The 14,802-nt window shown below is 62.9% G+C and carries 11 protein-coding genes; 4 read left to right on the top strand and 7 right to left on the bottom strand.

The features are described from left to right. Positions 1-9: 9 nt before the first annotated feature. Positions 10-1,566 carry an ABC transporter substrate-binding protein gene (locus AC1D13_RS15895; protein WP_457282467.1) on the bottom strand — a complete coding sequence of 519 codons (1,557 nt, stop codon included), beginning with the start codon at positions 1,564-1,566 and terminating at the stop codon, positions 10-12. Between the two features lie 148 nt (positions 1,567-1,714). Between AC1D13_RS15895 and AC1D13_RS15890 the strand changes: the two genes are divergently transcribed. Beyond that, positions 1,715-2,104: a RidA family protein gene (locus AC1D13_RS15890; RefSeq protein ID WP_477667449.1), complete on the top strand. Its 390-nt coding sequence runs from the start codon at positions 1,715-1,717 to the stop codon at positions 2,102-2,104. A 717-nt stretch (positions 2,105-2,821) separates the two neighbouring features. On the opposite strand, the gene AC1D13_RS15885 is transcribed toward AC1D13_RS15890, so the two are convergent. Together AC1D13_RS15885 and AC1D13_RS15880 are read right to left on the bottom strand one after the other, a co-directional pair. Next, positions 2,822-4,690: a M48 family metallopeptidase gene (locus tag AC1D13_RS15885; RefSeq protein WP_477689877.1), complete on the bottom strand. Its 1,869-nt coding sequence runs from the start codon at positions 4,688-4,690 to the stop codon at positions 2,822-2,824. Positions 4,691-4,792: 102 nt separating this feature from the next. Next, entirely contained in the window at positions 4,793-5,431 is a 639-nt protein-coding gene (locus tag AC1D13_RS15880) for a 5-formyltetrahydrofolate cyclo-ligase (RefSeq protein ID WP_457282464.1), read from the bottom strand. A 9-nt stretch (positions 5,432-5,440) separates the two neighbouring features. On the opposite strand from AC1D13_RS15880, the gene AC1D13_RS15875 reads away from it, so the two are divergent. Beyond that, positions 5,441-7,570: a lytic transglycosylase domain-containing protein gene (locus AC1D13_RS15875; RefSeq protein ID WP_457282463.1), complete on the top strand. Its 2,130-nt coding sequence runs from the start codon at positions 5,441-5,443 to the stop codon at positions 7,568-7,570. A gap of 705 nt (positions 7,571-8,275) precedes the next feature. On the opposite strand, the gene AC1D13_RS15870 is transcribed toward AC1D13_RS15875, so the two are convergent. Both AC1D13_RS15870 and AC1D13_RS15865 read right to left on the bottom strand, forming a co-directional pair. Continuing rightward, complete coding sequence (locus tag AC1D13_RS15870; RefSeq protein WP_477689876.1) at positions 8,276-9,412, bottom strand: anhydro-N-acetylmuramic acid kinase; 1,137 nt, start codon at positions 9,410-9,412, stop codon at positions 8,276-8,278. A 198-nt stretch (positions 9,413-9,610) separates the two neighbouring features. Then, positions 9,611-10,975, bottom strand: a complete 1,365-nt coding sequence (locus AC1D13_RS15865; protein ID WP_457282919.1) for a M23 family metallopeptidase — start codon at positions 10,973-10,975, stop codon at positions 9,611-9,613. Between the two features lie 225 nt (positions 10,976-11,200). Between AC1D13_RS15865 and tyrS the strand changes: the two genes are divergently transcribed. Next, complete coding sequence (gene tyrS, locus AC1D13_RS15860) at positions 11,201-12,433, top strand: tyrosine--tRNA ligase (protein WP_457282918.1); 1,233 nt, start codon at positions 11,201-11,203, stop codon at positions 12,431-12,433. A gap of 120 nt (positions 12,434-12,553) precedes the next feature. On the opposite strand, the gene AC1D13_RS15855 is transcribed toward tyrS, so the two are convergent. Beyond that, positions 12,554-13,165: an OmpA family protein gene (locus tag AC1D13_RS15855; protein WP_477689875.1), complete on the bottom strand. Its 612-nt coding sequence runs from the start codon at positions 13,163-13,165 to the stop codon at positions 12,554-12,556. Then, a complete protein-coding gene (locus AC1D13_RS15850; RefSeq protein WP_457282916.1) occupies positions 13,162-13,719 on the bottom strand; it encodes a FecR family protein in 558 nt (185 codons plus the stop codon). Before AC1D13_RS15850 ends, AC1D13_RS15855 begins: the two co-directional genes overlap by 4 nt. Before the next feature lie 121 nt (positions 13,720-13,840). Between AC1D13_RS15850 and AC1D13_RS15845 the strand changes: the two genes are divergently transcribed. Continuing rightward, positions 13,841-14,755 (top strand): cation diffusion facilitator family transporter, encoded by a 915-nt coding sequence (locus tag AC1D13_RS15845; RefSeq protein ID WP_477689874.1) that lies wholly within the window; start codon positions 13,841-13,843, stop codon positions 14,753-14,755. Positions 14,756-14,802: the final 47 nt, after the last annotated feature.

The raw sequence follows: 14,802 nt of genomic DNA, 5'->3' as shown, positions 1-14,802 counted from the left end.
CGTGGGGGCTCAACTCTTTAGGCTGGTATTCCAGAAGAACGGATAGGTGTAGGGGGTGTAGCCCTGCAGCGCAGGGGCACGCGCCGACAGGCTGGCGAACTTGCCCACCTGGATGTAAGGCACCTCGTCATACACCACCTGCTGCACCTTGCCCCACAGCGCGCCGCGCTTGGCAGGGTTCGACTCCTGGTTCAGCGCGGTCAACGCCTCGGCCTTGGCGGGCGAGCTCCACCAGCCCGGCGCGCCGTCGCCCAGTTGCGGCGGCGAAAGCATGGGTTCGGGAAACAGGCCCGAATGGGTGATGTAGATGTCCCACAGCTTGGGGTCGGCGCGGCGCTGCAGCAGCGTTGCCCACTCGACCACGTTGAGCTCGGCCTTGAAGCCGGCACGCTTGAGCTGCTCGGCCATGATCAATGCCATGTTGTAGTGAAAGTCATACTGCCGGCTGGTCAGGATACGCACCGGCTCGCCCTTGTAGCCGGCCTGCTCGGCCTGGCTCTTGGCCTTCTTGGCATCGCGTTCGTTATAGGCTGCGGTGCCGGCGGTGGAATAGAAAGGCGTGCCTTTGGGGAAGTGGTTGCCTTCGGCGATGAAAAAGCGCGTGTCGCCAAAGCCCGCTGCCAGCATCTCGCCCTCACCCAGCGCGGTCTGCACCGCCTTGCGTACAGGCTGCCGTGCCAGCGAGCCTTCCTTGGTATTGAACACCAGGTAAGGAAAGCCGAACGAGGGCGTCATGATGGGCACGACCTTGCCGCCGGCTTTTTCCAGCCGCGGCAGCGCCTCAATCGGCAGCAGATCGGCGTAGTGGAACTGGCCGGCCAGCGCACCCTCCACCCGCGTGTTGGCATTGGGCACCGGTACGAAGCGCAGTTCCTCCACCACGGCCACCCGCTTGCCGCCGTAGCCGCTGGCAGCTTCATTGCGCGCGGTGTAGCCATCGAAGCGGGTGAGCAGCACATACTGGTCGGGCTTGCGCTCCTTGAACTTGTAGGGCCCCGTGCCCACGTATTCGCGCAGCGGTTGGGCCAGCGATTCCTTGGCCATGATGGCCGCCATGCCCGAGGCCATCGCCAGCTGCGAGAGCAGCGGCGCATAGGCGTTCTTCAGGCTGATCTCCACACCGTGCGGGCCCTTGGCCGACAGGTCGGCCACCTGCACCGCCACCGACTTGCCACGCGGCGAGACTTCCATCCAGCGTTTCAGGCTGGCCACCACATCGTCGGCATGAAGCTCGCGCCCGCTGTGCAGCATCACGCCCTTGCGCAGTGCGATGCTGTAGAGCTTGCCGTCCGCCGATATCTTGGGCATCGCCTCGGCCAGCATCGGCACCAGGGCCGCCTTGGCGTCGAAGGTGAACAACGGCTCGTAGACGTGCTGCATGATGATGCAGACCAGGTCGGCCGGGGTCGACTGGATGTCCAGCGTCGGCGGCTCAGCCACCATGGCCAGGTTCAGGGCTGACTTCCCCGTCTGCGCGGCGGCCGGACCGAAGCCGGCGCCGGCCGCACCCAGGGCCAACAGGGAAGACAAGGCAGTGCGGCGGTGCATGCGAATTCCACGGATCATGACAACTCCTGATTGAAGTTAAATTTCAAAAGTGAAGATTAATTGATCTGAAGATGATCATTTTCAGGATAAACCCGAGTATTTGCGCATAATTATGAAAATATATTTCAGAATTTGCCACAAAAGAGACTAGAAAAAGGAGTTCTTCATGCCTCTCGAACATTTCGGAAATCCTCCGCTGGCCTCCGACCGCCAGCCCCGCCCGTTCTCACCCGCTGTGCGCGCCGGTGACTTCATCTATGTCTCCGGCCAGGTGCCGGCCAATGAAAACGGCGAGATCGTGACCGGCGGGATAGAGGTGCAGACCCACCAGGTGATGAAGAACCTGCAGGCGGTGCTGGCCCTGGCCGGTTGCACGCTGGACGACGTCTGCAAGAGCACTGTTTGGCTGCAGGACGCGCGCGACTTCGGCAGTTTCAACCGCATCTACATGGGCTATTTCGGTGATAAGAAGCCAGCCCGTTCGACGACCGAGGCGCGGTTGATGGTGGATGCGCGGCTGGAGATTGATGTTGTGGCTTACAAGCCCAAGGGCTAGGCCCGGTTTGCTCCGGCGGGGCGCCCTCCTCTGAATCCTGCTGGCCGGGGGTTGCCCGGCATGCAACTCACTTTCTTTTGCTTCGCCAAAAGAAAGTAAGCAAAGAAAAGGCGACCCTGGTTCCTGCGTCCCCTGCGCTTCGCTCCGGGGCAACCTGCGGTGCTCGGTCCAGCCGGGGTCAAAAACAACTCGCTTCGCTCAAACAAGTTTTTGCCCTGATCCGTCTGGACCTCCGCTCCTCGGCGCATCCACAAGGGGTGGGAGAGGAATACCGAACAGCCAACAACCGAATACCAGAACCCGAACACCTGAAGAAACAAGGACACGCCATGGCGTGTCCTTGTCGGTATTGGAGTTGGTATTTGTCTTTGGTCCCCGCTTCCGATTACCCCTTCTGTCTGCGCCGAGGAGCGCAGGTTCAGGCGGATCAGGGATCGCGATTGTCTGAGCGAAGTGCAACGTAGCGAGTTCGAGCGAGACCCCGCCTGAACCGAGCACCGCAGGTTGCCCGTAGCGAAGCGTAGGGACGCAGACAGCAGGGTCGCCTTTTGGTATTCGCATAACTTCGCTTTGCGAAGTGAGCGAATCCCCACTACGTGACCTTTGGTGACTTTCTTTTGGCGACGCAAAAGAAAGTTACTTGCCGCCGGGCAACCCCCGGCCAGCAACTCTTAGACGAGCGCGCAAAGGCCGGAGCAAGAACCGGCCGATAAAAGCCTACCCCGCCAGCTGCTTCCGCATCACCTCATGCCGGTGCCGGTAAGTCCCCAGCACCTCTTTGAACTGCTCCCGCTGCGCACTGATGCCGGGCAGCTTTACCTTGGTCGTCTTGGCACCCAACAGGCCTTTTTCAGTCAAGGTAACAGTGAGAACATCGCCACCAAAACCATTTTCATAGCCAAGATTCTGGATGTCATCCCACGAAAGTTCATCGGGCTTGCCGGGCAGCTGCAGTCCGCTGTATGTCACACCGACAGAGAGAGTGCCCTTGAGCTGAAACAGCACAGGAGGAAAGTAGCGCAGCACCAGCGCCTGCTCCATGTCATTGTCCGGCCCATAGCGGTAAGCGAGGGTACGTTCATGGTCAGCGGCAAAACCCTGCTCGTAGGCCGACCACAGTCGTTGCTCAATCTGCGGCGCGGTCTGTATGTCGTCAGCCCAGTTGCGCGATGGTGGATCAGTCACGATGGCGCCGAAGGCGTCGGGCTTGACCAGGTGACGCACGTTTTTCATGCGATCCAGCATGGCCGGATGCGAATCAAACGGATGAGGCACGCTGGCTGTTCCCATGGCCTTCACGAATTTGGTAGAGGCGGCGTAGGGTGCCAGGCCCGAGGCCACAAACTGCGCAATGCCGAGTTGCTGGCCGTGCTGCCGGTCGTGCTCGAACAGTTCACGCTCGATTTCCGACCGGTAGCTCGCGTAGGCGGTAATCTTGATCAGCGATTCCACAATGGCCTGCGGCGAAACCAGCTTCGCGGCGGCGCGGTCGGCCTTGAATTCGCGCTCGCGGCTGTCACGCATCAGCGCGAACTCAAAGATCACCCGGTACAGGTACATCAGGTGATAGACCGCCACCGTCAGGCCGCCGCCACGCATCAGGCCGAGGTAGTGGTCGTACTGCACAAGCTTGGGCCCAAGCCGGGCGCTGCTGGCGGCATCGCCACCGCGAAAATGCGCGAGCTCATGGCCCAGCACGGCATCGGCCTGGGCGCGATCCAGCAGCCGCAGCAGCGGAAGGCTGACAAACAGCGTGCGGCCGGTGAGCGCCTGGCCGGCCACGGTGAGCGGCGCTTCGGTGACAAAAAAATTGGTGTCGATGCCCGCCACGATCTGTTTGGGCGGTGCGGTCTTCAGGCGTGCGGCCAGGGCGCGGGTGTTGGCCCACAGGCCCGGCGCGTCGCCATCGCTGACCAGTTCCCCGTCAATGGTGTTTGCCATGGCGGGGCGCCGCAGCAGTCCGGCAATGGCAAAGAACACCGCGACAGCCACCACAAAGCCGATCAGCGCGATCAGCTTGATGTAATACACGTGAAAGAAGAATGCCGTCACCCAAAAGGACAGCCAGACAAGCATGGTGCCCTGCACCAGCATTTGCGCCGCGCTGGCCAGGCTCAGCAGGCGCCAGCCGGTCACAAAACTCAGGTATTGGGCCTTCCGGTTCCAGAAAGCCACGGCGCCCAGCAGTAGTTCCACCAGCAAGATGGCCACACCGCCGGCAATCGTCCATTTGGCGATGACATGCGCTGCGTAAAACTGCCAGACTTCGGAGAACGGCTCGCAGAACATGTCCCTGTCCTGCACGAGGTCGGCGTTGGTGTCGGCGCATATACGGGAGACCGGGTTGTCACGGTAAAACTTCTTGGTTTGCGCCTTGCTTTCGGCGGACATGCTCGAGTCCTGGTCGACCTGCCGCTCTATCGACTGGATGATGGTGCGGTCGAGTTGCTGCTGTGCATGCCTGGCAAACAACAGGGTTGAACCCGGAACCAGAAACAGCGTCACCAGCGCGAGGGCCAGAACTTTCAGCAGGTCCTTCCTGATCCTGCTGCTGACCGTATTGCTGTCTTCTCCACTGCCTGCCATGCTCCGCTCCCTGTTTTTTTAGTCATTAACCGCTTTGCTCGAGTGGCTAATATACCGGCCCTTCTCACCCGCGAAGCCGGGAGGCTGTCGGGCGCCTGACGGTCACACCGGCCAGACCACGCCCTTGTCGTTCAGGATGGCATCGAGCGGAATGTCGTGCGGCTCGGGCTCCATGTCGGGCAGCCAGCCCTGGGTATAGCCCAGGCCCACTGTGAAGGGCCGTGGCTGCAGCGTGGCCAGCGTGCGGTCGTAAAAGCCCCCGCCATAGCCCAGCCGATAGCCCCCGGGCCCGTAACCTACGCAGGGCACGAACAGCAGGGTGGGAATAATCACCTCTGTATCTTTTGGTTTCGGAATGCCGTAGGCGTCTTCTTCCATGGGGCAGCCCGGGTACCAGGCATGGAAAGTCAATGTCTTGTGCAGCTTGTTGACCACCGGCAGACCGATCTTGCGCGGCGATCGCGCCGCTATGCTTTCAGTAGCTAGTTGCGCACGTTCCACTTGGTCCAGCGCCGGATTTGATGACGAATCCTGGCTCAAAATGGCATCTTCCTGCCAGCGGTACAGCGCAGGCAGCGGATCGAACTCGCCCTTGATGGGCCAATACGCGCCAATCACCTCGTGCGTGGAACCTACCAGCCAGATGCGCATCACACGCTGCAGCAGGTCAGCCCGCACCAGGCGGTCAGGCATGTTCAGTCGCGCTTCCACCAGCGCCTTGCGTGTGCTTAATTTGTCCATAATGTCCCGATGCTATACAAATTTCTTAACGGCCCGGTACGTGCGGCCGCCCTGCCTGCCATTTTTTCCGCAATTGCCTCCCTGACGCTGCTCGTCCCTGCAACCGCCCAAACCACCCTTCCCGCAAGCGCCAGTGCAGCTGACAACGTGATTGTGGAGATGAACAAGGCTTTCAAACGCGGCGACAAGGGCCGGCTGGCACAACTGCTGCCCCAGGCCCGGGGCCATGCGCTCGAACCCTGGGCCGCCTACTGGGAGCTCAAAGCCCGCCTGGGCGAAGCCAGCGCACAAGAGATGCAGGACTTTTTCGGACGCTACGCCGGCACCTACCAGGAAGACCGCCTGCGCAATGACTGGCTGCTGCTGCTGGGCCAGCGCCGCGACTGGGCCGGCTTTGCCGCTGAATACCCTAACTACCGTATGAACGACGACAAGGAGGTGCGTTGCTACGCGCTGCTGGTCGAACACCTCAAAAATCCGGCGGCTGATGCGCGCCTGGCCGACGAGGTGAAGAAGAACTGGTACGCACAACGCGAGGCAGACGACGGTTGCAACTCGGCCGCCGAGCGGCTGGTCGGCACCAAAAACCTCACACCGCAGGACGCGTGGATCAAGGCCCGCCTGGCCACTGAAGCCAACCGGCCCCGGGCAGCGACAGGCGCCGTGCAGATCGTTGCCCCCGATGCCGTTGGCATGGTCAATGAACTGAACGCCAGCCCCATCAGGTTCCTGGCGGGCAAACACCTCGCGCTCAGCAAGGCGCGGCGCGAAATCGTCACGCTGGCGCTGATCAAGATGGCGATCAGCGACACGGACGGAGCGGCATCCCAGATGGAAAACAAATGGGGCATGCAGCTGAACACGGAAGAGCGCAACTGGGTCTGGGGCGTGATCGGCAGGCAGGCCGCCACACGCCTGGGCGCCACACCGGCCGGTGACGCACTGCAATACTTTGCCAAGGTCACCAAGGACACCGACCTCACCGACGACATGCTGGGCTGGAAAGTCCGGGCCGCATTGCGCGCGGGCACACAGCCCAACTGGACGCTGGTGCTGGCAGCGGTCAACGCCATGAGCGACGACGCGCGCAAGGACCCCACCTGGAGCTACTGGAAAGCGCGTGCGCTGCTGGCCACCGCGCCGCCCGACGTGGCGCCCAAAGGCCCGATCGTCGTCGCGACCACACCCGGCGTGACGCAAACCATCAGCACCGGCATCACCATTGCGCCGCAGCGGGCCGAGGCCCTGGCCTTGCTGCAGTCCTTTGCATCGGCCCGTGGTTTTTACGAGCAGCTCGCGCTGGAAGAGCTGGACCAGAAGATCACGGTGCCGGCCAGGCCAGCGCCGCTGACGGCCGAGGAAAAAGAAACTGCACGGCTGAACCCGGGCTTGAACCGCGCCGCTTATGCCATCGCCATCGGCCTGCGCCCCGAAGGCACGCGCGAATGGAACTACAGCACCAACCTGCACAAGCGCGGCGGCATGGCTGACCGCGACCTGCTGGCAGCCGCCCAGTTCGCCTGCGACCGGCAGATCTGGGACCGCTGCATCAACACCAGTGAGCGCACCAAAGGCGAGATCGATTTCGAGCAACGCTTCCCGATGCCGTTTCGCGAAACGGTGACCAAACGCAGCCAGTCCATCAACCTGGACCCGGCCTATGTGTATGGCCTGATCCGCCAGGAAAGCCGCTTCATCATGGACGCCCGCTCCGGCGTGGGCGCTTCGGGCCTGATGCAGGTCATGCCGGCGACGGCACGCTGGACCGCCAAAAAAATCGGTCTGGAAGGTTTCACGCAAGAGCAGCTCAACGACCGCGACACCAACATCGCGATCGGCACGGCCTACCTCAAGTTCGCACTGGACGACTTCAACGGCTCCATGCCCATGGCCGCGGCCGCCTACAACGCCGGGCCCGGCCGTCCGCGCACCTGGCGCAACGGCCCGGTGCTGGACGCGGCGATCTGGGCCGAAAGCATTCCTTTCAGCGAGACGCGCGACTACGTGAAAAAAGTGCTGTCCAACACCACCAACTACGCGGCCATCCTGACGGGGCGGCCGCAGTCGCTGAAAGCCCGGCTTAGCACCGTGGGGCCGAGGGATGCGGCGCAGCCGGAACCTTATAAAGATTTGCCTTGAAGTCCTTTAGGGATGGGCGCGAACAGCTATTGAATTAATAGCGGTTTTTAGGATCGTCATTGATTTGACGGCGCGCTCTTTGCTGAGTGTTGCTGGCCGGGGGTTGCCCGGCATGCAAGTAACTTTCTTTTGCTTCGCCAAAAGAAAGTCACCAAAGAAAAGGCGACCCTGGTTCCTGCGTCCCTCCGCTTCGCTGCGGGCAACCTGCGGTGCTCGGCCCAGCCGGGGTCAAAAACAACTCGCTTCGCTCAAACAAGTTTTTGCCCTGATCCGTCTGGACCTGCGCTCCTCGGCGCATCCACAAGGGCCAATCGGGAACGGGGACCGAATACCAAAGACAAATACCAACAAGGACTCGCCACGGCGAGTCCTTGTTTCTTCAGGCATTCGGATTCCTGTCTTCGGCTGTTGGGTATTCCTTCTCCCCATCCCTTCTGTCTGCGCCGAGGAGCGCAGGTTCAGGCGGATCAGGGATCGCGATTGTCTGAGCGAAGCGAGTTCGAGCGAGACCCCGCCTGGACCGAGCACCGCAGGTTGCCCGTAGCGAAGCGCAGGGACGCAGACAGCAGGGTCGCCTTTTCTTTTGCTTACTTTTCTTTTGGCGAAGCAAAAGAAAAGTGAGTAGCTGCCGGGCTACCCCCGGCCATCTACCCTTAGACGAGAACATCCAACCCGGAGCAAGAACCGACCACTATCCTGCCCAGCCTAAGCAGGATAGACCGCCCCCAGCACCCGCAACCCCTTCGCCCCCGTCACGCTTGGCAAATTACCGGGCCTGCGCAACACCGCCTGCTGTGCCAGCCACGCAAAGGCCGCCGCCTCCACCTGCAAAGGTGGCAAACCATGCTGGCCGGAAGTCTCAACCTTTAGCTGCGGCAACCCGGCCTGCAGGCGCCCAAGAAGATGGGTATTGAACGCGCCGCCGCCGCAGACGATCAGCAGGCTGCTGGATTTTCCATGGCTGTTGACGTCCGCCGCGCAGGCGCTGGCCGTGAATTCAGCGAGGGTGTTCTGGACATCTTGCGGCCGCGCCGCAGAAAAGGGCGCGAGTTTGCCGGCCAGCCAGGTCATGCTGAAAAGATCGCGGCCGGTGCTTTTGGGAATCGGTTGCGCAAAGTATGGTTCGTCCAGCAGGCTGGCCAGCAGGTCCGGCAACAGCTTGCCCGTGGCCGCCCAGGCGCCGCCGGCGTCATAAGACTGACCGGTGTGTTGCAGGCACCATGCATCCATCAGGGCGTTGCCCGGTCCGCAGTCAAAACCCAGCACGGGTGACGACGCGCCAGGCGGCAGCACGCTGAGGTTGGAAATGCCACCCAAATTCAGCACCGACACCGTGGCGTCGGCATGGCCGAAAACGCCCTGATGAAATGCCGGCACCAGAGGTGCGCCCTGGCCACCGGCCGCCACATCGCGGCTGCGAAGATCAGCCACCACATCGATGCCCGTGAGCTCTGCCAGCAAAGCCGGATTGTTGAGCTGGAGCGTGTAGCCTGCGCCCGCCGGGTCGGGGGATGTTCTGTGCGGCTGGTGCCGCACGGTTTGGCCATGCGCGCCAATGGCGCGAACCTGCGAGGCGACGATCCCCTGTGCAGCAGCCTGGACAAGCAGCGCAGCGACGACTTTGGCATACGCCGCCGCGATGTGATTGGCAGCAACGGCGGCCCGGTGCAGTTCGTTGTCCGTGGGCGAATTCAGCGCCAGCAGCTCCGCGCGAAACACACCATCAAAGGATTCCGTCGCCGCGGCAAGGACGCGCAGCTTTCCACCGGAAAGATCGACCAGCACACCATCGGCACCGTCGAGCGAAGTGCCTGACATCAGGCCAATGTAGTAATCGGACATTTGCCTATTCTGCCGCAAGGCTCCCATCTAGCGGAGCTGCAGACACGGCAACCTTCAAGAGGCAGGAGCTACACGCAGTGGGCAAAGGATTCCGGTTTTTGCCAGCCGGGGCCGCGGGACTGGCTTTGCCAGACCGCAGGCGCAGCGCCCCTCGGGGGGCAGAGAGCTACACGCAGTGAGCGAACGTGGGGGCTCTAGCTACTCAGCGCGGGTCTGGGTGATGGTCGAGGCTGCCAGAAGCTGAGTCTTCACGCCCGCTGAGAGCTCCCTGAATGCCGGCATGGCAGCCGTAGACACGGGAATGGTCTCGCTCTGCTTGGCGATCGTCATCGGGTCCTGCTGGGTACCGTTGACGCGGAACTCGAAATGCAGGTGTGGGCCGGTGGCCCAGCCGGTGGAGCCGACGAGACCGATGGTCTGGCCCTGGCTGACGTTCTGGCCGCGCTGCACCATGATTTTGCTCAGGTGGGCATAAACAGTTTCATGGCCGTTGCGGTGGCGAACGAACACCACGTTGCCATACCCGTTTTGGACACCCGAGAACTCCACCACGCCATCGCCGACGGTACGTGCAGGTGTTCCCGTAGCCGCTGCGAAGTCGGTGCCCAGGTGGGCGCGCCATTTTTGCAGGATGGGGTGAAAGCGCATTGAAAAGCCGCTGCTGATGCGCGAGAACTCGACGGGCGAGCTCAGGTAGGCGCGGCGCAGGCTCCGGCCGTCGAGCGTGTAATAGCCGCCCCTGTTGGCAGCGCCCGTGGCGTCCACGCCCGGAGGCTGGAACCACATGGCCTGGTAGGCCTTGCCGGCGTTGACAAACTCGGCCGACAGCACGCGACCGGTGCGCAGCGGCTCGCCGTCGGCTTCCAGGCTTTCATAGACCACGTTGAAGCGGTCGCCCTTGCGCAGTGCGCGGCGAAAATCAATGTCACTGGAGAAAATTTCGGCGATCTGCACCGCCACGCCGTCGGGGATGCGGGCGTCGTCGGTGGCGGCGAACAGCGAGGTCTGGATGCTGCCGCTGGACAGGCGCGCAGTAGCCACGTACGGGGCGGTTTCAATGCGCGAGCTGAAACCGGCGGCGCCGCGCTCGACCACCAGGCGCTTGAACATCGTTTCGTCGTCAGTGGGCCAACGCATGCTGAGCTTGAGCAGTTGCTGGCTGTCGCTGGCTTCGGCGGTTACGTTCTTTCCGGCACGGCCCGACAGCAGCAGGCGCGCATTGGCGTCGCTGCGCAAAAAGGCGGCTGCGGCGCTGTCGTCGATGTTCAGGCGCTTGAGCAGGGTGTCGGCGGTATCGCTGCTGCGGGTGCTTTCCGTGCGGAACAGCTTGAAACGGAAATCGGTGAGGGAATCGGTCTGTATCTGCGTGGGCAAAGGCTCGACCGCTTCGAGTATCTGGCGGACCGGCAGGTTGGCCGCATCGGGTGCCAGGGGCGCAACGCCGAATGCGGTGACACCTGTGCCCAGCAGCAGCGCTGCAAGGCTGGCGGTGACCCGTTTGGGATGGCGACGGAGGCTGTCGGCGATCGGCAGCAGTATCTGGGAGGGAGATGGCAGTGGCAAAGCAGTATTCCCAACAAAAGTGCATCGGGCGCTGCGCGAGCACCGGACTGCTGTATAAAAGGTGGAGAGCTTTGGCGGCCAGCCCTGGATGCAGGGGTGGGGCCGGAGCCATCCGGTTATGAGTTTCCTGATCAGCAAATTGCAGGCCAACTAAAATGGCTCCGCCGCTGCAGGAGAGCCGCCAGTATATCTGTCGGACAATTCCCCGACATGTGAAAAACCCTTATGAATCAAGAGCTTGTTACAAAATTCCCCGTCACCGACCGCGTCAGGGAGGCCCTGGCTGTGTCCCTGCGCGGCTGCGATGAGCTGATCCCGGAAAACGATTGGATACAAAAACTGGCCAAATCGGAGGCCACGGGCGTCCCGCTGCGCATCAAACTGGGGCTGGACCCGACGGCGCCTGACATTCATGTCGGACATACCGTGGTGCTGAACAAAATGCGTCAGCTCCAGGATCTGGGCCATACAGTCATTTTTCTTATAGGCGACTTCACCAGCCTGATCGGCGACCCGTCCGGGCGCAACACCACACGACCCCCGCTCACGCCCGAGCAGATCAAGGTCAACGCCGAAACCTACCGCGCCCAGGCCGACAAGATCCTGGACCCCGCCAAAACCGAGCTGCGCTACAACAGCGAATGGAGCGAACCGCTGGGCGCCACCGGCATGATCAAGCTGGCTTCGCATTACACCGTGGCCCGCATGATGGAGCGCAACGACTTCAACGACCGCTTCAAGGCCGGCACCCCTATTAGCGTGCACGAGTTTTTGTACCCGCTGATGCAGGGCTACGACTCGGTCGCGCTCAGGAGCGACCTGGAACTCGGCGGCACCGACCAGAAGTTCAACCTGCTGATGGGCCGGCACCTGCAGCAGGAATACGGCCAGGAGCCGCAGTGCATTTTGACCATGCCGCTGCTCGAAGGCCTGGACGGCATCGAGAAGATGTCCAAGAGCAAGAACAACTACATCGGCATCAGCGAAGACGCCAACACCATGTTCGCCAAGGTGCTGTCGATCTCCGATGTGCTGATGTGGAAGTGGTACACGCTGCTGTCGTTCAAAAGTGAAGCCGACATCGCCGCACTGAAGGCCGAAGTGGACGGCGGACGCAACCCCAAGGACGCCAAGGTCGCGCTGGCCAAGGAAATCACGGCACGCTTTCACTCGGCTGCAGCAGCCGACACCGCCGAGCAGGACTTCATCAACCGCAGCAAGGGCGGCGTGCCGGACGAGATTCCCGAGGTGTCGCTGTCCGGTTCGCCGATGGGGATAGGCGCGCTTCTCAAGGCGGCTGGCCTCGCGCCCTCGGGCAGCGAAGCCACGCGCCTGATTGAAGGCGGCGGCGTGCGGATTGACTCCAGCGTGGTGAGCGACAAGGCGCTCAAGCTGAACAGCGGAACGTATGTGGTGCAGGTGGGCAAACGCAAGTTTGCCCGGGTCACGCTGGCCTGAACTGCGGCACGGGGCGCTTTCCGCAGACTCGGGGCGGCGACCGAGCGCTACAGTTTTAATAGCTGCTTGCGCTTACCCCTATTGGTCTACAGGCATTTAGCCTGAACACCAGTCATCTTGTTACCGAACCTCGATGGCCACGCGCCGGTTGCGCGGTTCTTCCACCTCATCGGCGGTAAGCACGGCCAGGTCGCGTTCACCCCGGCCCGCCGCTTCGATGCGCTCCGCCGGAAACTGGCGGTCGATCAATATCTGGCGCACCTGCTGCGCCCGCTGGGCCGACAGCACGTCGTTGCTGGCTCCGGCGCCCACAGTGTCGGTATGGCCGGTGATCACGATGTCGCCGCCACTTCGGGCCAGCGCATCGACGAGCACGTCTTCCATGATTTTCTGCGACTCGCCCGTCAGCACCGTGCCGCCCGCATCAAAGTACACGGTGTAACGCTTGCCCCTGGGCGGCGCCATGTCATACAGCGCAGCGTTATCGGCGCGAACCTTGGCCGGATCAGCCTGGTCCACCCTGGGGGCACCCGTTGAACCCCGCGCTGCCGTGGCACGCTGGAAAGGCACGGACAGCACAGCTTCGCCGCCTGCGCCTTCCCTGGCGCGCACCACCACGGCAGACGGCGTTCCGTCTTCCTGCGGCAGCAGCACAACACGGGTACCGGTGGAACAAGCCGCCAGCAGCGTGCTCAGGAGAATGGCGGAGAGAAGGGGGAAATGGATTCTCATGGCTGTGGGTCCGCCTGCACGATGAAGTCGGTGCCGCGAATGCCGATGAAAGCGGTCTTGGTCTCGATGCGCACAGTCTCGGGGTGGGCCTTGCCCACCAGGCCACTCATCATGCGCAGCGAACCCTGCAGCAGGGAGAGCAGCAGGCCGCCCTCTTGTGTGGTGGCATCAAAGCTGAAACCCTTGATGTCCAGCTGCGAAGCCGGACCCACCACCACCGTGGTGCCGTCGCGCAGGACCAGGCTGGCGGCGGAGTCGGCGCCTGTGACGATGCGGCCGGCGGGCAATACAGGGTCTCCGGCCTTTGCCGGCCGCGCTGCGCCGCCGGCCTCCAGCAGCTTGACGTCACCGCGCAGGGTTTTCAGAAAGCCGGCCTGCCCGGGGGCCAGTGGAGGTGGGGGCAAGGGTACAGAAGCGGTTGGGGCCGATGCCTCGGCTGGCGCGGCTGCCGGCGTGGCCGGAACGGCCGCGGCAGGCTCCGGCTGGGTTTGTGCGGCGGCTTGCACGGCTGCAAGCATCAGTCCGGCCAAGGCTGTCAGGTAGCGATGTTTCATGAAGACCTCTTTGGGCGGATTATCCATTACCTTTGGTTACGATTCGCCGGGCAAGTCCTGCCACCCCGCCACCCTTCTCCGGTTTGTTACCCGGCATACCCCCATACCTCACAATGCACAGATGAATTTTCCCGCCTGGCAGTCCCTGACGCCGCAACGGCTGCTGCGCGCTTCCGTCGCAGTGGCCGCAGTCACCATCGTCCTCAAGACGGCGGCCTGGTACATCACGGATTCGGTGGGCCTGCTGTCTGACGCCATGGAGTCTTTCGTCAACCTGGCCAGCGCCCTCTTTGGCTTGGCCATGGTCACGATTGCGCAGCGCCCTGCCGACGACGACCACCCTTATGGCCACCACAAGGCCGAGTATTTTTCGTCCGGCTTCGAGGGCGCACTGATCGTCGGCGCGGCGCTGGCCATTATCTGGGCTGCCGCGCACCGCATGCTGGACCCGCGGCCGCTGCAGCAGCTTGGCTGGGGCCTGGCGTTGTCGGTGGGCAGCTCGGCGCTCAACGGCTTGCTGGCCTGGGCGATGTTCCGTGCGGCCCGGTTGCACCGGTCCATCGCGCTTGAGGCCGACGCCAGACACCTGGTGACCGACGTCTGGACCTCTGTTGGTGTGGTGGTCGGCATAGGCGCTGTCATGTTGACCGGCTGGCTTTGGCTGGACGCCGTGGTGGCGATCGGCGTGGCCCTGAATATCCTGTGGGAGGGCGGCCGGCTGGTCTGGCGCTCGTCACAGGGCCTGATGGACGAGGCGGTGGAGCCCGAAGTGCTGGCCGAGATCCAGAAAACGCTCGCAGGCTTCAGCCACCCCACCATCCGCTTTGACCACCTGAGCACGCGCCGCGCCGGCCAGCGGCGCTTTGTCGACCTGCACATGCACATGCCGGCCAGCTGGTCACTGGGCCGCGCGGCGGCCGTGCGCACCAGCGTTGAGCAGGCCCTGATGAGCGCCGTGCCCGGCCTGCGCGCCAGCATCCAGCTGCTGCCCAGCGATGTGGAAGCCCATTTCGACGACGAGGCCGACCTGATCTGACGGCCTGCCGCCCTCTTCCGGCCACCGATAATTTCCCCGACCTTCCG

It is taken from the genome of Polaromonas sp. P1_E12, from assembly GCF_056405975.1.
The sequence above is the reverse complement of the archived record's forward strand: the minus strand, read 5'-3'. Positions and strand labels throughout refer to the sequence as shown.